This window comes from Leucobacter sp. cx-42, assembly GCF_014529985.1.
GTDB lineage: Bacteria > Actinomycetota > Actinomycetes > Actinomycetales > Microbacteriaceae > Leucobacter.
Genome location: NZ_JACVMU010000008.1, coordinates 59,393 through 77,975, shown reverse-complemented (window position 1 = coordinate 77,975; position 18,583 = coordinate 59,393). Strand labels below are relative to the sequence as shown.

At 61.3% G+C, this 18,583-nt stretch carries 17 protein-coding genes, 1 tRNA gene, 1 other RNA gene and 1 riboswitch; of the genes, 10 read left to right on the top strand and 9 right to left on the bottom strand.

Annotation, left to right across the window (positions count from 1 at the left end; genetic code table 11):
* Window position 1: 1 nt before the first annotated feature.
* Both glnA and ICM05_RS09430 read right to left on the bottom strand, forming a co-directional pair.
* The gene (gene glnA, locus ICM05_RS09435) at window positions 2–1,339 is read right to left on the bottom strand and encodes a type I glutamate--ammonia ligase (protein ID WP_188024334.1); all 1,338 of its coding nucleotides are present in this window, start codon (window positions 1,337–1,339) and stop codon (window positions 2–4) included.
* A gap of 75 nt (window positions 1,340–1,414) precedes the next feature.
* Window positions 1,415–1,621 carry a methionine aminopeptidase gene (locus ICM05_RS09430; protein ID WP_188024333.1) on the bottom strand — a complete coding sequence of 69 codons (207 nt, stop codon included), beginning with the start codon at window positions 1,619–1,621 and terminating at the stop codon, window positions 1,415–1,417.
* 50 nt (window positions 1,622–1,671) lie between these two features.
* Here ICM05_RS09430 and map point away from each other — a divergent pair, with 50 nt between their 5' ends.
* A complete protein-coding gene (gene map, locus ICM05_RS09425; RefSeq protein WP_188024332.1) occupies window positions 1,672–2,541 on the top strand; it encodes a type I methionyl aminopeptidase in 870 nt (289 codons plus the stop codon).
* A gap of 126 nt (window positions 2,542–2,667) precedes the next feature.
* Here the strand turns inward: map and rnpB are convergent.
* The 6 genes from rnpB to ICM05_RS09395 all read right to left on the bottom strand — a co-directional run bounded on the left by rnpB (window position 2,668) and on the right by ICM05_RS09395 (window position 7,385).
* Window positions 2,668–3,041, bottom strand: an RNA gene (gene rnpB / locus ICM05_RS09420) — RNase P RNA component class A.
* A gap of 60 nt (window positions 3,042–3,101) precedes the next feature.
* The gene (locus tag ICM05_RS09415) at window positions 3,102–3,833 is read right to left on the bottom strand and encodes a zinc ribbon domain-containing protein (RefSeq protein ID WP_188024331.1); all 732 of its coding nucleotides are present in this window, start codon (window positions 3,831–3,833) and stop codon (window positions 3,102–3,104) included.
* 41 nt (window positions 3,834–3,874) lie between these two features.
* Window positions 3,875–4,705, bottom strand: coding sequence for a Nif3-like dinuclear metal center hexameric protein (locus tag ICM05_RS09410; protein ID WP_370566780.1), 831 nt, complete (start codon window positions 4,703–4,705; stop codon window positions 3,875–3,877).
* Window positions 4,705–5,370, bottom strand: a complete 666-nt coding sequence (locus ICM05_RS09405; protein WP_188024329.1) for a methionine ABC transporter permease — start codon at window positions 5,368–5,370, stop codon at window positions 4,705–4,707. Before ICM05_RS09405 ends, ICM05_RS09410 begins: the two co-directional genes overlap by 1 nt.
* Entirely contained in the window at window positions 5,370–6,401 is a 1,032-nt protein-coding gene (locus ICM05_RS09400; RefSeq protein WP_188024328.1) for a methionine ABC transporter ATP-binding protein, read from the bottom strand. The genes ICM05_RS09405 and ICM05_RS09400 overlap by 1 nt, the downstream gene beginning before the upstream one ends.
* 93 nt (window positions 6,402–6,494) lie before the next feature.
* Entirely contained in the window at window positions 6,495–7,385 is an 891-nt protein-coding gene (locus ICM05_RS09395; protein ID WP_188024327.1) for a MetQ/NlpA family ABC transporter substrate-binding protein, read from the bottom strand.
* Window positions 7,386–7,642: 257 nt separating this feature from the next.
* Here ICM05_RS09395 and ICM05_RS09390 point away from each other — a divergent pair, with 257 nt between their 5' ends.
* From ICM05_RS09390 to pnuC, 4 genes are all read left to right on the top strand, one after another.
* A complete protein-coding gene (locus ICM05_RS09390; protein ID WP_188024326.1) occupies window positions 7,643–9,082 on the top strand; it encodes a glyceraldehyde-3-phosphate dehydrogenase in 1,440 nt (479 codons plus the stop codon).
* A 40-nt stretch (window positions 9,083–9,122) separates the two neighbouring features.
* Window positions 9,123–9,968: a universal stress protein gene (locus tag ICM05_RS09385; protein ID WP_188024325.1), complete on the top strand. Its 846-nt coding sequence runs from the start codon at window positions 9,123–9,125 to the stop codon at window positions 9,966–9,968.
* A 184-nt stretch (window positions 9,969–10,152) separates the two neighbouring features.
* Window positions 10,153–10,800, top strand: coding sequence for an MBL fold metallo-hydrolase (locus ICM05_RS09380; RefSeq protein ID WP_188024324.1), 648 nt, complete (start codon window positions 10,153–10,155; stop codon window positions 10,798–10,800).
* 77 nt (window positions 10,801–10,877) lie between these two features.
* A riboswitch (FMN riboswitch) is annotated at window positions 10,878–11,006 on the top strand.
* Window positions 11,007–11,094: 88 nt separating this feature from the next.
* Window positions 11,095–11,874 carry a nicotinamide riboside transporter PnuC gene (gene pnuC / locus ICM05_RS09375; protein ID WP_188024323.1) on the top strand — a complete coding sequence of 260 codons (780 nt, stop codon included), beginning with the start codon at window positions 11,095–11,097 and terminating at the stop codon, window positions 11,872–11,874.
* A gap of 88 nt (window positions 11,875–11,962) precedes the next feature.
* On the opposite strand, the gene ICM05_RS09370 is transcribed toward pnuC, so the two are convergent.
* A complete protein-coding gene (locus ICM05_RS09370) occupies window positions 11,963–12,496 on the bottom strand; it encodes a flavin reductase family protein (RefSeq protein WP_188024322.1) in 534 nt (177 codons plus the stop codon).
* A 164-nt stretch (window positions 12,497–12,660) separates the two neighbouring features.
* Between ICM05_RS09370 and ICM05_RS09365 the strand changes: the two genes are divergently transcribed.
* The 5 genes from ICM05_RS09365 (at window position 12,661) to ICM05_RS09345 (ending at window position 18,550) form a co-directional block, all read left to right on the top strand.
* Window positions 12,661–13,122 carry a peroxiredoxin gene (locus ICM05_RS09365; RefSeq protein WP_188024321.1) on the top strand — a complete coding sequence of 154 codons (462 nt, stop codon included), beginning with the start codon at window positions 12,661–12,663 and terminating at the stop codon, window positions 13,120–13,122.
* 71 nt (window positions 13,123–13,193) lie between these two features.
* Window positions 13,194–13,270: transfer RNA gene (locus ICM05_RS09360), tRNA-Val, on the top strand.
* 350 nt (window positions 13,271–13,620) lie between these two features.
* On the top strand, window positions 13,621–16,347 hold the full coding sequence (aceE, locus tag ICM05_RS09355) for a pyruvate dehydrogenase (acetyl-transferring), homodimeric type (protein WP_188024320.1): 2,727 nt from the start codon (window positions 13,621–13,623) through the stop codon (window positions 16,345–16,347).
* 15 nt (window positions 16,348–16,362) lie between these two features.
* Complete coding sequence (locus ICM05_RS09350) at window positions 16,363–17,556, top strand: CdaR family transcriptional regulator (protein ID WP_188024319.1); 1,194 nt, start codon at window positions 16,363–16,365, stop codon at window positions 17,554–17,556.
* A 79-nt stretch (window positions 17,557–17,635) separates the two neighbouring features.
* Window positions 17,636–18,550 (top strand): ACP S-malonyltransferase, encoded by a 915-nt coding sequence (locus ICM05_RS09345; RefSeq protein ID WP_188024318.1) that lies wholly within the window; start codon window positions 17,636–17,638, stop codon window positions 18,548–18,550.
* The last annotated feature ends 33 nt before the right edge of the window (window positions 18,551–18,583 follow it).

Below are 18,583 nucleotides of genomic sequence, written 5' to 3'. Positions count from 1 at the left end.
CTTAGATCGTGTCCAACATGGTCTTGAGTTCGTACTGCGTCACCTGACGGCGGTACGCCTCAACCTCTTGCCGGCTATCACGCAGCAGGTACGCGAAGACTTGCTCGCCGAGCGTCTCGGCGACGAGCTCTGAACGCTCCATAACCGCGAGCGCGTGCTCGAGGCTTTGCGGCAGCGGGTCAAAGCCCATCACGCGACGCTCACCCTGGCTCAGCTCCCAGATATTCTCCTCGGCCTCCGGCGGCAGCTCGTACTCCTCGCGAATGCCCTTCAGACCTGCCGCGAGCAGCACCGAGAAACCGAGGTAGGGATTCACGGCGGTGTCCATTGCGCGATACTCGATCCGCGCCGCGTTGCCCTTGCCCGGCTTGTACAGTGGGACGCGCACGAGCGCGGATCGGTTGTTGTGACCCCAGCTCACGAACGAGGGGGCCTCATCGCCGCCCCACAGGCGCTTGTAAGAGTTCACGTACTGGTTCGTCACCGCGGTGATTTCCGGGGCGTGCTTGAGCAGGCCAGCTACGAATCGGCGTGCGGTCACCGACATCTGGTACTTCGCGCTCGGGTCAAAGAAGGCGTTCGTGTCGCCTTCGAAGAGCGAGAGGTGCGTGTGCATGCCAGAGCCCGGCTGACCCGCGAGCGGCTTCGGCATGAAGGTCGCGTGCACGCCCTGCGCGATTGCCACCTCCTTCACGACCGAGCGGAAGGTCATGATGTTGTCGGCGGTCGTGAGCGCGTCTGCGTAGCGCAGATCGATTTCATTCTGGCCGGGCCCGGCTTCGTGGTGACTGAATTCGACAGAGATGCCAAGCTCTTCGAGCATGTTCACGCTCTCACGACGGAAATCGTGCGCCGTTCCGCCTGGCACATTGTCGAAGTAGCCTGCGCGATCGACCGGGATGGGACCGTCGGGACCAAATTCCTTCGATTTGAAGAGGTAAAACTCGATCTCAGGGTGCGTAAAGAACTTGAACCCCATGTCTGCCGCTGCTTCAAGCTGTCGCTTGAGGACGTTGCGCGGATCGGCAACTGACGGCTCACCGTTCGGCGTATGGATATCGCAGAACATGCTCGCGGTTGGTTCGGCCTCACCGCGCCACGGCAGCAGCTTAAATGTTGAGGGGTCAGGAATCGCGATGAGGTCAGACTCATACGCACGCGTGAGTCCCTCAATCGCAGAACCGTCAAAGCCGATGCCCTCGGTGAAGGCTACCTCGACCTCTGCGGGAGACAGCGCGACAGATTTCAGCGCGCCAGCGACATCGGTAAACCACAGACGCACGAACTTTACGCGTCGCTCTTCGATTGTGCGCAGGACGTAGTCACGCTGCTTGCTCATATTGATTCCTTGCAGTGTCTCAGTGCGGGGTGCGGATCGCCGCTGCGCGACCCACGAAAACTCTTGGCGGGCGCCTTAGAAGTTGTCTTCCTCTTCTTCAGCTGCCCACTGACGAGCGCGTTCCGCGAGGGTCTCCTTCGCGTGCGCAGCCTCTTCAGCTGTCCTGAACGGGCCGACGCGATCGATTCCCATCGACTGCGGTCCGAATTCAACTTCACCAGTCTTGTCGTTGAACCAGTAGGTGTCGCCCGAATCGTCGACGCCCCAGTCTTTCTTGCTCATGACAGTCTCCTCTGAGTCGGTTGTGGATCCTTAACTCCTAGACTAGAGCCATGCCGTTCGATAGTCATGGTCATATTATTCCCGGCGCGTATCCTGCTCCGCGCACCGTTCCCGCAGATATTCAGCGCCCGCCGTACGTGGGCCTGAAGACGCCGCCCGCATACACGGGCGACAATACGTACACCGAGGCCGAAATCGACCTCATTCGTGCAGCTGGTCGAATCTCGTCTGGTGCGCTTGACGCGGTCGGCGCAGCGATCCGCCCCGGTATCACGACCGCAGAAATCGATCGCATTGCGCACGAGTATGTCGTTGCTGCTGGCGCGTATCCGTCGACGCTCGGCTACCGCGGCTATCGCGCATCGTCATGCACCTCGGTCAACGAGGTCATCTGCCATGGCATCCCCGATGACACGGTGCTGCGTGAGGGCGACATTGTGAACGTCGATGTCACGTCTTACCTCGACGGGTACCACGGCGACACGAACCGCACGTACCGCGTTGGTGAGGTCTCGGAAGAGGTCGATCTCCTTATCGAGCGCACCCACGAAGCAATGATGCGCGGCATTAAGGCCGCACGGCCCGGTCGCGAGGTCAACGTCATCGGTCGCGTCATCGAGACCTATGCGAAGCGCTTTGGCTACGGCGTCGTGCGTGATTTCACCGGCCACGGGGTTGGCTCGTCGTTCCACTCGGGCCTCATCATCCCCCACTACGACTCGGCACCCAGCTACGCAGACATCATCAAGCCGGGCATGGTCTTTACCGTTGAACCGATGCTCACGCTCGGTACGCACGAGTGGACCCAGTGGAATGACGGCTGGACCGTCACCACGCGCGACAAGTCGATCACGGCACAGTTCGAGCACACCGTCGTCATCCGCGAGGACGGCTTCGAGCTGCTCACGGTTTCGGAGTAACTCCCGAACCGCAGGCACAAAAATAGCGCGGGAGTCGACTTCGGTCGGCTTCCGCGCTGTTGTTTCTCCACGCACACGTCGTGCACTGCACCCACCGGGGGCGGGTCCGCCACACGCGATGAAAAAAGGAATGGGCCGACTATAAGCCGGGTCCTGTACTGCGCCGAAACGCGGTGACGGTCATCTCTCTCGACCGGCCGTTGCCGACCGGCTCTAGCAGCCTACCCGTAGACTCAGCGGGACGCCTCATCGCCTACTATCTGGCCTTGCTCCGAACGAGGTTTACCTGGCCGCCCATGTCACCACAGACGCCGGTGGTCTCTTACACCACCTTTTCACCCTTACCCGAACTGGTGAACCAGTCCTGGCGGTCTACTCTCTGTTGCACTTTCTCGCGGGTTGCCCCGAGTGGACGTTATCCACCGTTCTTCCCTGTGGAGCCCGGACTTTCCTCGGCACATGGCGCAAGCACCACATGACGCGACCGTCCGTCGGCCCATTCCAGGAGTCAGTTTACTCCACCTGGCGGGCCGATGCGGACGGTCGGTACAGCGTAAGGCTTAGTCTTCGTCGGTGACGCGCACGAGAATCGCACCCGAACCGGGGCAGAAGATGACATCGTCAACCTGCGCCGCATGCACGTTGCTCATCTCTGCAGGCGAGAGCGCCATGTTGCTGCCCTCAGAGACATTGCCACGCAAGCGCGCCGCGCCGATTCCTACCTGGGCACGAGTCTCTTCGTACAGCGCAAGGAGGTCACCCTGTACTTCGGCGGCGAGGCCGGCACGCGCCTCCTGTGCCTCCGCGAGATCTGCGGCAATCTGCTGCTCAGCTGCGGCGAGTCGCGCCTGTACCGCGGCACGACGCTCATCAATGCCGTTGTACGCTGCCTCAGCAGCAGCAAGCGCATCAGCGGCAGCCTCAGCAGCCTCAGTTGCAGCAAACTCCTGCTCCTCGAGTGCAGCCTGACGACGAATCAGTGCATCGATCTCACTCTGGATCGCAACCGCGTGCTTCGGGTCGGTCGCCTCTGCGAGCAGCTTCTCGTCGTGCGCGCGACGCTCAGCAGCGAGCTTGACGTCAGAGGCGAAGCGCGTGAGTTCAAGCGCTACCGTGTCAGACTCGCGCTGTGCTGCGAGGTACGCGTCACGTGCTGCGACGCGCTCCCCCTCGATCGCTGCGAGCTCTGCACGTTCCGGCAACTGGCCGGGCATACGATGCAGTCGAGCGAGATTGTGGTCAAGAGTCTGGAGATCGAGCAGCAAGTGCTGCTGACGCGGGAGAGCCTTCATGCGGTCAATCCTACCGCGCCAGCGGCAAAGTGCCTGGAAGATTAGTGCTCTGCACCCACCGCAAAGGTCCACGGATCGGTGCGCAGCGTGCTCACCTTGAACTCCACACCGGGGAGTCGCTCCCCCAAACGCTCGGCTGCGCCAGCGAGCCACAGGGACTCACTCGCCCAGTGCGAAACGTCAATCAGTGCCGGACCTCCGACCACCGCAGCTGCCTCGACGGCCTCCTGCACCGGATGGTGCCGCAAGTCACTCGTCACATACACGTCGGCGCCGAGCACCGCGGGGTGACTCAGCAGGCTGTCGCCTGCACCGCCGCATAGCGCAACACGGCTGATCTTGCGCTCCGGATCGCCAGCAACGCGCACGCCGCTCACGGTCTGGGGCATGACGTTGTTCACGCGATCCGCGAACTCACGCAGACTCACGGGAGCGACGAGATCACCAACACGACCAATGCCAGCTGTCGGATCCGCTCCCGGTTCAATCGGTGACACGGCAAGCAAGCCCAGACGCTGGGCAATCACATCGGACACCCCGTGCTCGGGAGCGTCGGCGTTCGTGTGCGCCGCAATCAGCGCACATTCGGCGCGAATCAGCCGAGCCAGCAGGGCGCCCTTCGCCGTGTCTTCTGCGACGGTATGGATTCCGCGCAGCAGAAGCGGATGGTGCGTGATGAGCGCGTCAGCACCCCACGCAATCGCCTCATCAACGGTTGCCGCAACGGCATCAACCGCGAGCAAGACGCGCCTCAAGGGCTGCGCGTCGCGACCGGTCACCAGACCGACCTGGTCCCAGGACTCGGCAGTTGCAACGGGCCAAAAATCTTCTGCGACCGCGCGCAGATCGGCAAGAACGGGAACCGACATCATTACCTCCTGAGGAGCTTGCGTGCGAGCCAGTTACCCAGCAACTGCACGACCTGTACGAGCGCAATGATAATCAGCACAGCGGTCCACGTCACCCACGGGTTGAACTGACGATAGCCGTACTGCAGGGCAAGCTGACCGAGGCCGCCACCGCCAATTGCACCGGCCATTGCCGTCATATCAACGATCGCGACGAACGCGAACGTGTAGCCAAGGATGAGCGGACCAAGGCCCTCAGGAATCAAGACCGTGAAGATGGTGCGGATCGGGCCAGCACCCATTGCGCGGGCAGCTTCGATGACACCGGGCGACACCGTGAGCAGGTTCTGCTCAACGAGACGGGAGATACCGAACGTCGCAGCAAACGACAGCACGAAGATGAGCGCTTTGTCGCCAATGCCGACACCGACCACCAAACGCGCAAGCGGCTGGAGGGCCGCAATCAACACGACGAACGGGATCGGACGGAAGAAGTTCACGAGGAAGTTCAGCACCCAGTAGACCGGGCGGTTCTGCAGCAGACCACCCTGGCGGGTGACCGTCAGGAGCACGCCAAGCAGCAGACCAAGGAAACCACCGACACCCAGCGCGATCGAGACATACGTCAGGGTTTGGACGACAGCTTCGAGGAGCTTGCCGTCAGAAATCAGATCAAGAAGCCGATCCATTAGACAAGCACCTCCAGTTCAGCAACCTGGCCGAGCGCGGCCACAGCGTGTTCGACGCGAACATCGTCACCGATAAGTTCAAGGGTGAGGCGACCGAAGCTCCGGCCACCAACGTCAGTGATGCCGCCGTGAATGATGTTCACGCCGACGCCGCGATCTGCGAGCGTCTGGAAGACGACGGGCTGATCCACATCGCCATCACGGAACTTCAGCGAAACGATACGGCCACGGTGCCGCTCTTTCAGTTTGTCGAGGTGCGCCTGATCGGGCAGCGTCGGCAGCGCGGTCGACACAAATCGTCTCGTCGTCTCAGCCTGCGGGTTTGAGAAGACCTCGTACACCTCGCCCTGCTCAACGGCGACGCCGCCAGACATGACCGTCACTCGGTCGGCGATCTCGCGCACCACTTCCATCTCGTGCGTGATGAGGATGATCGTGATGCCAAGTTCAGCATTCACACGCTTAAGGAGCGCAAGGACCTCCTGCGAGGTCTGCGGATCAAGCGCGCTGGTCGCCTCATCAGCAAGCAACAGACCGGGCCGCGTTGCGAGGGCGCGCGCGATACCGACGCGCTGCTTCTGGCCACCAGAGAGCTGATCGGTGTACGAATCAGCTTTATCTGCCAGCCCGACGAACTCGAGCAGCTCGGCGACACGCGCCTGCCGGTCGACCTTCGGCACGCCGGCAACGACGAGCGGGTACTCGACGTTCTTCGCCACCTTCTTCGAGTGGAAGAGATTGAACTGCTGGAAGATCATGCCGATACCGCCACGCACGTCACGCAGCTTCGACTCGGAGAGGGTGGTGATCTCCTGACCGTCGACGGTGATGCTGCCTGCAGTTGCGCGCTCAAGCCCGTTCACGAGACGCAACAGCGTGCTCTTTCCAGCGCCGGAGTATCCAATGATCGCGTGAATCTCACCCGATGCGACGTCAATAGAGACGTTGTCGACGGCGAGAACGGGGTCGGCGTCTTTCGATCCGCGCCCCGGATATTGCATCGATACATCTGTGAGTGTGACGCGTGTCATTGGCGTCTCCTTTCGTGCGAGCCACAAACGGCGGAACGGGGCGCCCGGTTACCCGTGCACCCCGCCAGCCGATATTGCAGCGTGAGTTCGCGATTACTTCTGCGAAGCGCGGACGTCTTCTTCCGCGGTCTTCAGAATTTCCGCAAGCTCAGACTTGGAAAGCTTAACTGCTACCGCGCCCTCACCGACGTAATCCTTGAGTGCTGCCTGAACATCTGCGTTGTTCTGGTAGATGTCGACGAGCTTGTTGTAGGTCTCGTTGTCGAGATCTGCAGCGCGTGCAGCGAAGATGTTGATGTAGGGCTGCACCGACTCGTCCTCAACGCCATCAGCGCCGAGCGAATCCTTGAAATCAAGGCCAGCTGGCTCAACGTAGTCGTTGTTCACAACGCCTGCGTCAACGTCGGGAAGCGACGAGGGGATGAGGTCTGCAGCGAGGGTCTGGACCTTGACCTTCGACTTGTCCGCGAGGACGTCGTCAGCGGTCGACGTGTTCGAGCCGCCATCCTTGAGCTCGATGAGGCCGAACTTCTGGAGCACAAGAAGCGCACGTGCACCGTTCGAGGGGTCATCAGGCACGGCGATTGTTGCGCCAGCGGGGATCTCTTCAAGGCTCTTGTACTTTGCCGAGAAGATGTTCATCGGGTAGATGAAGGTTGAGCCAATGATCGAGAGATCATCGCCCGAAGCAACGTTGTGCTCAGCGAGGTACTGAATGTGCTGGAACTGGTTGAGGTCAAGCTCGCCCTCGGTCAGTGCGGGGTTGGGCTGGGGGTAATCGTCGAAGTCGACGATCTCCACGTTAATGCCCTCTTCCTTTGCCGCGTCGACGAAGGTGGTCCAGTACGGCTGGCCGCCGGGGACGACGCCAATCTTGACCGTTGCAGCTTCAGCCTCGGTCGATGCGCAACCGACGAGCGAGGTGGTGACGAGTGCGAGTGCTGCGACGGATGCAGCGAGAAGGCCGCGCTTCTTCAATGACATTGCAGTCCCTTTCGTGAATATCGTGAAATCAGTGTGGATCCTCACGAAATTCACTACGTCTATGAGTAAAAATCTATGCGGAAGATCCGTGTTGTCCTCAAGTTTCCCCCGAATACGCAACTTCCGACGAATCGCGGTGTCATATTCCGTCACTCTCTCGTCCGACACATGGGATACTGGAGGGAGACTGATATCAGTATCCGGCGGGGAAAGTGTTTACCTCCGCCAACCCACCCGGGAAGGAACCCCTCGTTCAGATGAATCAGCCCGCAGCTACTCACCTCGAGTCCTGGAACGCGAAGCAGGAGCTCGCCGAACGGATGATCCCGATGATCGGTCAGCTGTACCGCGATCACGATGTGGTCATGTCGGTACACGGCCGCAGCCTCGTAGGCCAGTCGGCGATCGACATCATTCGTGCGCACAGCTTCGCCCGCAAGATCGACGTCAATGAGCTCCCCCTCACTGAGACCTTCGCGATCATCGAGACCCTCGCTGCAATTCAGCCTGGCCCCGCATCGATCGACCTCGCACTCCTCGCAGCGGCATTCCGCGCGACCGAGTCGGACGACCTTGAGTCGTTCCTTCGCGAGCAGCTCGCAGGCAACGCTGACACCGCTCGCACCGCTGGTAGCGACGTTGTCCTGTACGGCTTCGGCCGCATTGGCCGCCTGCTCGCGCGCATCATCATCGATCACTCGGGCAGCGAGAACGGCCTGAACCTTCGCGCAATCGTCGTGCGTAAGGGTTCGGAAAACGACCTCGAGAAGCGCGCAAACCTCCTCCGCCGCGACTCGGTGCACGGTCCCTTCAACGGCACCATCAGCATCATCCCGGAAGAGAACGTCATCCTCGCGAACGGTGTTCGCATTCAGGTGATCTACTCGAACGATCCCGCAAGCGTTGACTACACCGCATACGGCATCAACAACGCGATCCTCGTTGACAACACCGGCCGCTGGCGCGATGCAGAGGGCCTCGGCCAGCACCTGCAGAACAACGGCATCGCACGCGTACTCCTCACCGCACCCGGTAAGGGCGACATGCTCAACGTTGTCTACGGTGTCAACAACGACAAGATCACCGACGCTGACACCATCCTCAGCGCAGCTTCGTGCACTACGAACGCGATCACCCCCGTACTCAAGGTCATCAACGACGAATACGGCGTCAAGCAGGGTCACGTCGAGACCGTACACGCGTACACGAACGACCAGAACCTCATCGACAACTTCCACAAGGGCGACCGTCGCGGCCGCTCGGCAGCACTCAACATGGTGCTCACCGAGACCGGCGCAGCGAAGGCTGTTGCGAAGGCACTCCCCGAGTTCGAGGGCAAGCTGACCGGCAACGCTATCCGCGTTCCTACCCCCGACGTCTCGATGGCTGTACTCAACCTGCAGCTCGAGAAGGAGACCACCCGCGAGGAGATCAACGAGCTCCTTCGCCAGGTCTCGCTCACCGGCGCGCTCCGCACTCAGATCGAGTACGTCGAGTCGTCTGAGATCGTGTCGATGGACTTCGTCGGCTCGAACCGCGCTGGCATCGTTGATGGCCTCGCAACCATCGTGACCGGCTCGACTGCGATCCTCTACGTTTGGTACGACAACGAGTACGGCTACAGCTGCCAGGTTGTTCGTATCATCGAGCAGCTCGCAGGTTCGCACCCGGCACAGGTTCCGGCACGCAACGCCTAACACCCCACAAATAGACGAAACATGCACAAGGGAGAGCATCATGTCTGAGAAGTTCCTTATCGGTGTCGACGGATCGGAACAGAGCCGCATCGCGCTTGCGTGGGGCCTGTCGCGAGCAAAGGATCGCAACGCATCTGTCGAGCTCCTGCACGTAGCTGACGATTCTTTCCTTTCGGAAAGCGCCGTCTTCCTCTCTGAGGCGCAGGACGCCTCTCAGCAGATGCTCGATATCGAAGCAGAGTATGCACGCAGCATCGGCTTCGAGGGCGAGATCACTGGCACCGCTGTTGTCGGTCACCCCATCCTTGAGGTGGAGGAGGCCTCGAAGCGCGCCGACCTACTTGTGCTCGGCGCACACGAGGGCAGCAAGTTCGCTGGCTCCTTCTTCGGCACCCGTGCCGTCAAGGTCGCGGCGACCGCACACTGCCCCGTCGCTGTGATCCCCGGCACCGAGGTCGATCCCACCGCGGGCATCGTTGTCGGCGTCGATGGTTCTGAGGCTTCACAGAAAGCTGTGGACTACGCGGCTGAGATTGCATCGTTCCGCGGTGTTCCGCTCATCGCTGTCTACGCCTGGATGCCGCCCCTGACCCCGGGCCTCGAGTACCTCTGGAGCGAAGACCTCGTCAAGGCGCAGCAGGCTGCGGCTGAGGAGGCAATCGCCATTGGCACCGCTGGTCTCGCATCCCGCTACCCCGATCTCACGATCGAACGCCACATCGTCCAGGCTCCCCCGGTCGCCGCACTCGTGCAGGCTGCTGAGGGCGCACAGATGATCGTGGTGGGCAGCCGCGGTCGCGGTGGCCTGAGCCGCCTGCTTCTTGGCTCGGTCAGCCACGGCGTGCTGCAGGCACTCCCCGTGCCGACCATCGTCGTGAAGCCGTAAGGTTTCGTTCCTCAGCGGGCGGCCCTCAGATGTTCAATCTGGGGGCCGCCCGCTTTTGTGCGCTTATCCACAGATTCTGAGATCAGGTGCAATTCGTTCCGCAACGGGATACGCTCAAGAGAGCACCTTCGATGGGCGACGAAGGCTGGAACTGACGATTTTCGACAGCACAAGGAGAGATCGCATGGGCGAGGCTCGTATCGAACAGGTCATCACACGTGGGCGGATCGGCGCAGGTTTGCCAGGTCGTCCAGCAGAGGGCCTGGAACTCGAGAACAACGTGTGGCTACTGGGCGACGACGCCGAGGTGCTCATCATCGATGCCGGTCATGACGCACAGGCCATTGCCGATGCGGTCGCTGATCGCAACGTACTCGGCATTCTCCTCACTCACGGTCACGAAGACCACGTGAATGCGGCGCTCGAGCTTGCAGCACTCGTAGACACGCACATCTACTTGCACCCAGACGACCTCTTCATTTGGGCTGACACGCACGGCGAGGCCCTCCCCGACTTTGAGCTCGCCGACGGCGCCCTGTTCGCCGCAGCTGGCCTCGAACTCCTCACGCTGCACACGCCGGGCCACACACCCGGCTCCGTCAGCTTTGCCGTTCCCGCACTGAACATCGTCTTCAGTGGTGACACCTTGTTCCAGGGCGGCCCCGGTGCCGTGCGGTGGGACTACTCCAGCTGGACACAGATTCTCGACTCGATCGATGCACGCCTCCTGTCACTCCCGAGTGACACCGCAGTGCTCCCTGGTCACGGTGCGCTCACGACCGTCGCAGACGAAGCGCCGAGCATGCCGGCTTGGCGACTGCACAGCGCGTAACGCTCGTTCCACGCTTTCGCCCTAAGCAAACGGAATTTTAGTTTCCGCGCAAGGGGTTTACACTGGAGAGCGAACACACTCGTGCTCCGGGGTCGGTGAAATTCCGAGCCGGCGGTTATAGTCCGCGACCCGAGGCCATCTGGCCGAGGTTGAACCAGTGAAATTCTGGTACCGACAGTTACAGTCTGGATGGAAGAAGCACAGGCGTGTGGCCTATTTGGGGTATCGCTATTCTCAGCGGTCCCCTGCGCTGCACGTTCTCCCTCGGCAGTATCGATCGAGAGGAGAAACGGAATGAACATTTTTCACTGGCTCGTCGAGCTTTTCAATGCGCACTGGCAGCTCCCTGGCGGGCAGTCACTGCTCGTACGCGAGGTCGTAGGAAACGTTTTCGGACTCGCTTCCGCGCTTGGCGGCATGCGTCGCCGCATCTGGGCTTGGCCCGTTGGTATTGTCGGCAACCTGCTGTTGCTCACAGTGTTCCTTGGCTCGATCCTCAATCCTGACCATGAGCTTCCGAGCTTGCTTGGCCAGGCGGGGCGGCAGGTCATGTTCATCACCGTCGCCGTGTATGGCTGGGTGCGTTGGAAGAACGCGAGCAACAACGGCAATGGCCAGGTGACCCCACGCTGGGCATCGAACTCGACCCGTATCGGTCTCGCACTGACAATGGTGCTCGGCACGGTCGCACTCACTCCCCTGTTCCGCGCGCTTGGTTCTTGGGATCCTGTGTGGGCCGACGCATGGACCTTCGTCGGTTCACTGCTCGCGACCTATGGCATGGCGAAGGGTTGGACTGAGTTCTGGCTCATCTGGATCGCGGTCGACCTCGTTGGCGTGCCCCTGCTGTTCAGCTCCGGCTACTACGCCACGGCATTCATGTACGTCTTCTATGGCGCGTTTACCGCAGTCGGCTTCGTGGTGTGGGCTCGCGCGAACAAGCACGAGAAGCCCTGCATCGATGCGGTGATGCCCGATCCGCGCGTCTCGCCAGCTACCAACCTCGCAGTCGATAGCGACGCGCAGGGAGCCACAGCCGTCACCGCGGCCGCTGAGCCAGCGAACGCAAGCTAGCGCGTATGTCGAGCAACGCAGTGAGGGCCGGCACCGAAACGAGTCATCGTTCCAGGTGCCGGCCCTCACTGCGTTGCGTATGCGCGCTTTAGTCGCGCGCGACCGGCTCGCCCAACTCGCGGAACTCACGGTTGTAGTACGCCATCGGCGCGTGGGTGTCACCCTGCACCGAGCCGATAACCTCAGCGACGACGACCACTGACGAGCCAACGGTCTCAGTGTGGAGCGCCCGGCAGCGCAGCGCAGCGCGCACGTCACGCAGGTACGGCTCGCCAGTCTCCAGCTCAGCCCAACCCTGCTCGGCGGTAAATCGCTCCGTGCCAGACACCGCGAACGTGCGCGCGAGATCCGCGTGCCGCGAATCAAGCAGGTGTACGAGGAACGAATCTGCGCGCAGAATGCCACCCGCGCTGCCCGTTGCTCGGGTCACAGAAAACACGAGGGCGGGCGGATCGACGCTTACTGAAGCGACACTCGATGCCGTCAGTCCGACCGGTCCCTCATCGGTCTGCGCCGTGATCAGCGACACGCCTGCTGGGTGGTCTCGAAACGCGAGTTTCAGGGCGTCTGCCGTAGCTGCAGTTGATTCAACGACAACGTTCTCCGACTTCGTAGCGCTCATTCCCGATAACTCCTTGCTTCACAATGTTGTTCTTCGTTCACCCTATCCAGGCTTCCTTTCGGAAATCCGAGAGATGTCTCAATGTGACGCTGCGATACGCTTGCATCAGCTCTTCGGCAGCAGCCGAGCTGAGCGCAGAACGACTGAATACAAAGGAGTCAAAGATGGTCCTCGAGGTTGGCACAATCGCACCCGATTTCACCCTGTCCGATCAGAACGGTGAGGAGCTGACCCTCAGCGAGCTCGTCACCGAGTCGCCGGTTGCACTGGTCTTCTTCCCTCTCGCATTCTCGGGCATCTGCACCGGTGAACTCTGCGAGCTGCGCGACAACATCGCAATCTTCGAAGATGCGAAGGTTCGCGTCCTCGGTGTCTCGGTTGACTCCGTGTACACGCTGAAGGCATGGGCGGATCAGGAAGGCTACAACTTCTCGGTGCTCTCGGACTTCTGGCCGCACGGCGCAGTGTCGAACGACTACGGCGTATTCATCGACGAAGCAGGCATTGCAACACGCGCGACTTTCCTCATCGGTGAAGACCGCAAGATTCTCGCTTCGTTCGCAACAGAGCCTGGTCAGGCGCGAGATTTCGCCGCTTACCGTGACGCCGTAGCGAAGCTTGCGTAAGTTTTAGGCGCGTTCGATTCGCGGTCGGCTGTCGATCTGTTCTATAGTTAACAGGTCGCAGTCGACAGCAAGCGCCCTTAGCTCAGTTGGTTAGAGCATCTCGTTTACACCGAGAGGGTCGGGAGTTCGAGTCTCTCAGGGCGCACCACCTACAACCCGGTCAGAAATGACCGGGTTGTTTTGTTTTCCAATCAGCTTCACACGCCACACCTCGTGTTACGATTTATCCAGCACCGAATATCCGAGCGCTTGAACGCCCACTCTGTGGGAATCGCCTCTTGATTCGCGGGGTGTGAACTCGATTTTCACCCAACTCCCCCACGTGTGCGCCGCAGATTGTTCAGTTTCCACAGGAAATATCGCACAATCGCCCGTTTTCTCGTATAAACCCGATAGTCTGGGGTGGTGTTGGCGAATCCGCCGACTCGGTTGTGCACGCAAATCGATGATCACCCTTGTCGTCCCGTTTGCGTGCCATGGAAAGTATTGGAGCTTCCTGTGGCGGTTAACACCCAAGACCCGTACGCACCGGATCACGACGACGTCGATCCGGCCGAGACCGCTGAATGGCGAGACTCACTTGACGCTGTAGTAAAGGAACGTGGCGCAGCCCGCGGCCGAGAGATCATGACCGATCTGCTTGACCGCTCACGTCAGCTCCACCTCAACGTTCCGATGGTTCCGACTACGGACTACGTGAACACCATCGCAAGTGCCGATGAACCGGAGTTCCCTGGCGACCACGATGTCGAACGTCAGTACCGTTCATGGATCCGATGGAATGCGGCCATGACCGTGCACCGCGCACAGCGCCCCGGCATTGGCGTCGGCGGCCATATCTCGACGTACGGCTCGGCCGCGTCACTTTACGAAGTTGGTTTCAACCACTTCTTCCGCGGCCAGGACCACCCCGGTGGCGGCGATCAGATCTTCGTACAGGGCCACGCGTCGCCCGGCATGTACGCTCGTGCATTCCTTGAGGGCCGCCTCAGTGCGGACCAGCTCGATGGCTTCCGTCAGGAGAAGTCGCACGCTGCAGGCAGCCTCCCCAGCTACCCGCACCCGCGTCTCGCACCCGAGTTCTGGCAGTTCCCGACGGTGTCGATGGGCCTCGGCCCGATCAATGCGATCTACCAGGCGCAGGTCAACAAGTACCTGACCAACCGTGGCATCAAGGACACCTCAGACCAGCACGTCTGGGCGTTCCTTGGCGATGGCGAGATGGACGAGGTTGAGAGCCGTGGCCAGCTGCAGGTTGCGGCAAACGAGGGCCTCGACAACCTCACCTTCGTGGTCAACTGCAACCTGCAGCGCCTCGACGGCCCGGTTCGCGGTAACGGCAAGATCATCCAAGAGCTCGAGAGCTACTTCCGCGGTGCCGGCTGGAACGTCATCAAGGTAATCTGGGGTCGTGAGTGGGATGACCTCCTGCAGCGTGATGAGAGCGGCGCACTGCTCAACATCATGAACACCACTCCTGATGGTGACTACCAGACCTACAAGGCTGAGAACGGCGCATTCGTTCGCAATCACTTCTTCGGCAAGGACGAGCGCGCGCTCGACCTCGTTAAGGACTACTCAGATGATCAGATCTGGGGCCTTCGCCGTGGCGGTCACGACTACCGCAAGGTGTACGCTGCCTACAAGGCTGCCATGGAGCACAAGGGTCGCCCGACCGTCATCCTCGCGAAGACCATTAAGGGCTACGGCCTCGGCCCGCACTTCGAGGGGCGTAACGCTACGCACCAGATGAAGAAGATGACGTTGCAGGACCTCAAGCTCTTCCGCGACACCATGCACATCCCCATTACCGATGCGCAGCTCGAAGAGAACCCTGCTCTCCCCCCGTACTACCACCCGGGCGAGAACAACGAGACGATTCAGTACATGCACGAGCGTCGTCGCGACCTCGGCGGGTACCTGCCAGAGCGTCGCTCCACACACGTCGACCTCGCTGTGCCAGAAGAAAAGACCTACGCGATCGCGAAGAAGGGTTCTGGCACGCAGGAAGCTGCGACGACCATGATCTTCGTGCGACTACTCAAGGACCTCATGCGCGACAAGGGCATGGGCGACCGTTTCGTGCCGATCATCCCCGATGAGGCGCGTACGTTCGGCATGGACTCGTACTTCCCCACGAAGAAGATCTACAACCCGCACGGCCAGAACTACGTTTCGGTCGACCGGGATCTGCTTCTTGCGTACAAGGAGAGCCCGCAGGGCGTCCTTCTGCACGTTGGCATCAACGAGGCAGGCGCAGCGGCAGCAATGACCGCCGTCGGCACCTCGTACTCGACGCACGGCGAGCCGCTGATCCCGATCTACATCTTCTACTCGATGTTCGGCTTCCAGCGCACCGGTGATGCAATCTGGGCCGCAGGCGATCAGATGACCCGTGGCTTCATGATCGGCGCGACCGCTGGCCGCACCACGCTGACCGGTGAAGGATTGCAGCACGCTGATGGCCACTCGCTGCTCCTCGCTGCAACGAACCCGGCCGTACTCTCGTACGACCCGGCATACGGCTACGAGATCGGTCACATCATGCGCGCGGGTATCGAGCGCATGTACGGTGGCGAGCACGAAGATCCGAACGTCATGTACTACATCACCGTGTACAACGAGCCGATCATTCATCCCGCAGAGCCCGCAGATGTCGACGTTGACGGCATCATCCGCGGCATGCACCGTGTGGCACCCGCTCCCGCGGGCGAACTTGGCGCACAGATCCTCGCATCGGGTGTTGCGGTTCCGTGGGCAATTGAGGCGCAGCAGCTCCTCGCCCAGGACTGGAACGTTGCGGCAGACGTGTGGAGCGTCACGAGCTGGGGCGAGCTCCAGCGTGACGGCTCAGCAGCAGAGAAGCACAACTTCGAGAACCTCTCGGCAGCTCCCAAGCAGTCGTACGTCTCGGAGCGCCTTGCTGGCGCGAACGGCCCCGTCGTTGCAGTCAGCGACTGGTCAACGCAGGTCCCCGAGCAGATCCGCCCCTACGTCCCCGCCGATTACTCGGTGCTCGGCGCAGATGGCTTCGGCTTCTCGGACACCCGCGCAGCAGCTCGACGCTTCTTCCACATCGACCGTGAGTCGATCGTTGTGAAGGTGCTTCAGCGCCTCGCCGCGCAGGGCAAGATCGACGCAAGCATTCCCGCACAGGCAGCAGCCAAGTACAAGCTCGACGACGTGAACGCTGGTACCACCGGCGGCGCGGGCGGAGACGCCTAGAGCGAGGAGTAACTGATGACAGGAACCAAGGACCAGGAACTCTCCTGGCTACGGACCATCGCGGGCGAGCTTGCAACGCAAACCATCGCCCGTCTTGAAGAAACCCTTCCCTGGTACGGAAGCATGCCTCCGAGCCGCCGATCGTCCGTGGGCTTGGTCGCCCAGACCGGCATCAGTTCCTTTATTCAGTGGTACGAGGATCCATCCTCAACCCCGTGGGTCGCGTCCGATGTGTTCGGCGCGGCCCCGCGGGAGCTCCTCCGCTCGATCAGCCTGCAGGAAACGCTGCAGCTCATTCGCGTGGTGGTCGGCGTCGTTGAAGAGCGCGTCTCCCCTCGCAGTGAGCAGCTTCGTGAGGCTGTCTTGCATTATTCGCGTGACGTCGCGTTCGCAGCCGCCGACGTATACGCACGTGCCGCCGAGGTTCGTGGCCTTTGGGACGCGCGCCTCGAAGCGCTCGTTGTCGACTCGATCCTGACGGGCGAATCTGACGACGAACTGCCGAGTCGAATTGCCGCACTTGGCTGGCACGGTGACGGTGAGGCTGCGGTGTTGGTCGGCAGTGCGGATCACAACTATGACATCGACCAGTTCCGTCGCATTGCCCGCCACCACGGCGCTGACGTGCTCATTGGCCTCCAAGGCAACCGCTTGGTGCTTGTCATCGGGCGCATTACGGCACCGCGGCTTGAGGGTGCTGCGCCGTTCGAACCCATCCCTTTCCTTGAGCTCGCAACCCTGCTCAGTGCAGGCTTCGGTCCCGGCCCGCTGGTACTTGGCCCGTCAGTTGACACCCTTGTCGAGGCGTCGCGCAGCGCGCGTGCCGCGCTCGCCGGTGTTGCCGTCGCTCGTTCGTGGCGACATGCCCCGCGTCCTGTCTTCGCCGATGACCTCCTTCCAGAGCGTGCACTCGCCGGCGACGGTCTTGCACGTCGCACCCTCATCGAGCAGATCTACGATCCGCTCATGAATCACTCAGGCGAACTGCTGGAGACGCTCTGGTGCTACCTCGACAACGGTCGCTCACTTGAGGCAACCGCGCGTGAGCTATTCGTGCATCCGAACACCGTGCGCTACCGCCTAAAGAAGGTTTCTGAAGTCATCGGCTGGAACGCCACTGGCGCCCGCGAGGCACTGATTCTGCAGTCAGCTCTCATTGCTGGCTCCATTGCAAACCAAGGCCAACGGAAAACTTCCGCGCGCGTTTAGTGGATACCTACAAGCATTTCGCTAAACTGTGATGGAATACATGCGGCTCTTCGCATGCTGATTTGAGAAACTTATTCACGTGATTGTTATCGCTTGCCCCGGACAGGGCTCACAGACCACCGGATTCCTGAACGAATGGCTCGAACTGCCAGGCGCTCGCGAATTCATGCAGGCCGCTGGAGAAGCAGCCAAGGTTGACCTCATTGCGCACGGCACCACGAGTGACGCTGACACGATTCGCGATACGAAGATCGCACAGCCACTCATCGTCGGCGCGTCGGTACTCGCATGGAACGCACTCTCGGCGCGCGCGGATCTCGCAAACGCCGGCGTCGCAGGTCACTCGGTTGGCGAGTTCGCTGCCGCAGTGGTCGCTGGCGTCCTGGATCCCACCGACGCTCTGCGCCTGGTCGGCGTTCGTGGCCGCGCCATGGCTGAGGCTGCTGCTGCGGTCGAGACCGGTATGGCAGCTGTCGTCGGTGGCGTAGAGGAAACCGTGCTTGAGGCAATTGCAGCCGCAGGCCTGACTCCCGCAAACCGCAACGGTGGCGGCCAGATCGTTGCTGCTGGTGCAGTCGAGAACATCGCCAAGCTTGCTGAGAACGCACCCCGTGGCGCTCGCGTGATTCCGCTGCAGGTCGCTGGCGCATTCCACACCTCCTACATGGAGAGCGCGATCCCCACGCTCGCTGCAGAGACCGCAGACGTTTCGGCAACTGACCCGATCCGCCCCCTCTGGACGAACGCTGATGGCAGCATCGTCACGAGCGGATCCGCGTATCTCGAATCGCTCGTTTCCCAGATTGCGCAGCCAGTTCGCTGGGACGCATGCATGAACGGGTTTACGGAGTCCGGTATTACTGGTCTTATTGAACTTGCACCCGCAGGAGCACTCACGGGCATCGCCAAGCGCGGCCTGAAGGGAATTCCGACGGTGGCAGTCAAGTCGCCCGCCGACCTCGATGCAGCTCTCGAGCTCATCGCCGCGGCGTAACTCTCCCCACATTCCATAGACCGAAGGATTTCG

Coding starts and splice junctions, on each gene's coding strand:
- glnA (WP_188024334.1), bottom strand. CDS start 1,339: ATGAGCAAGCAGCGTGACTACGTCCTGCGCACAATCGAAGAGCGACGC.
- ICM05_RS09430 (WP_188024333.1), bottom strand. CDS start 1,621: ATGAGCAAGAAAGACTGGGGCGTCGACGATTCGGGCGACACCTACTGG.
- map (WP_188024332.1), top strand. CDS start 1,672: ATGCCGTTCGATAGTCATGGTCATATTATTCCCGGCGCGTATCCTGCT.
- ICM05_RS09415 (WP_188024331.1), bottom strand. CDS start 3,833: ATGAAGGCTCTCCCGCGTCAGCAGCACTTGCTGCTCGATCTCCAGACT.
- ICM05_RS09410 (WP_370566780.1), bottom strand. CDS start 4,705: ATGATGTCGGTTCCCGTTCTTGCCGATCTGCGCGCGGTCGCAGAAGAT.
- ICM05_RS09405 (WP_188024329.1), bottom strand. CDS start 5,370: ATGGATCGGCTTCTTGATCTGATTTCTGACGGCAAGCTCCTCGAAGCT.
- ICM05_RS09400 (WP_188024328.1), bottom strand. CDS start 6,401: ATGACACGCGTCACACTCACAGATGTATCGATGCAATATCCGGGGCGC.
- ICM05_RS09395 (WP_188024327.1), bottom strand. CDS start 7,385: ATGTCATTGAAGAAGCGCGGCCTTCTCGCTGCATCCGTCGCAGCACTC.
- ICM05_RS09390 (WP_188024326.1), top strand. CDS start 7,643: ATGAATCAGCCCGCAGCTACTCACCTCGAGTCCTGGAACGCGAAGCAG.
- ICM05_RS09385 (WP_188024325.1), top strand. CDS start 9,123: ATGTCTGAGAAGTTCCTTATCGGTGTCGACGGATCGGAACAGAGCCGC.
- ICM05_RS09380 (WP_188024324.1), top strand. CDS start 10,153: ATGGGCGAGGCTCGTATCGAACAGGTCATCACACGTGGGCGGATCGGC.
- pnuC (WP_188024323.1), top strand. CDS start 11,095: ATGAACATTTTTCACTGGCTCGTCGAGCTTTTCAATGCGCACTGGCAG.
- ICM05_RS09370 (WP_188024322.1), bottom strand. CDS start 12,496: ATGAGCGCTACGAAGTCGGAGAACGTTGTCGTTGAATCAACTGCAGCT.
- ICM05_RS09365 (WP_188024321.1), top strand. CDS start 12,661: ATGGTCCTCGAGGTTGGCACAATCGCACCCGATTTCACCCTGTCCGAT.
- ICM05_RS09350 (WP_188024319.1), top strand. CDS start 16,363: ATGACAGGAACCAAGGACCAGGAACTCTCCTGGCTACGGACCATCGCG.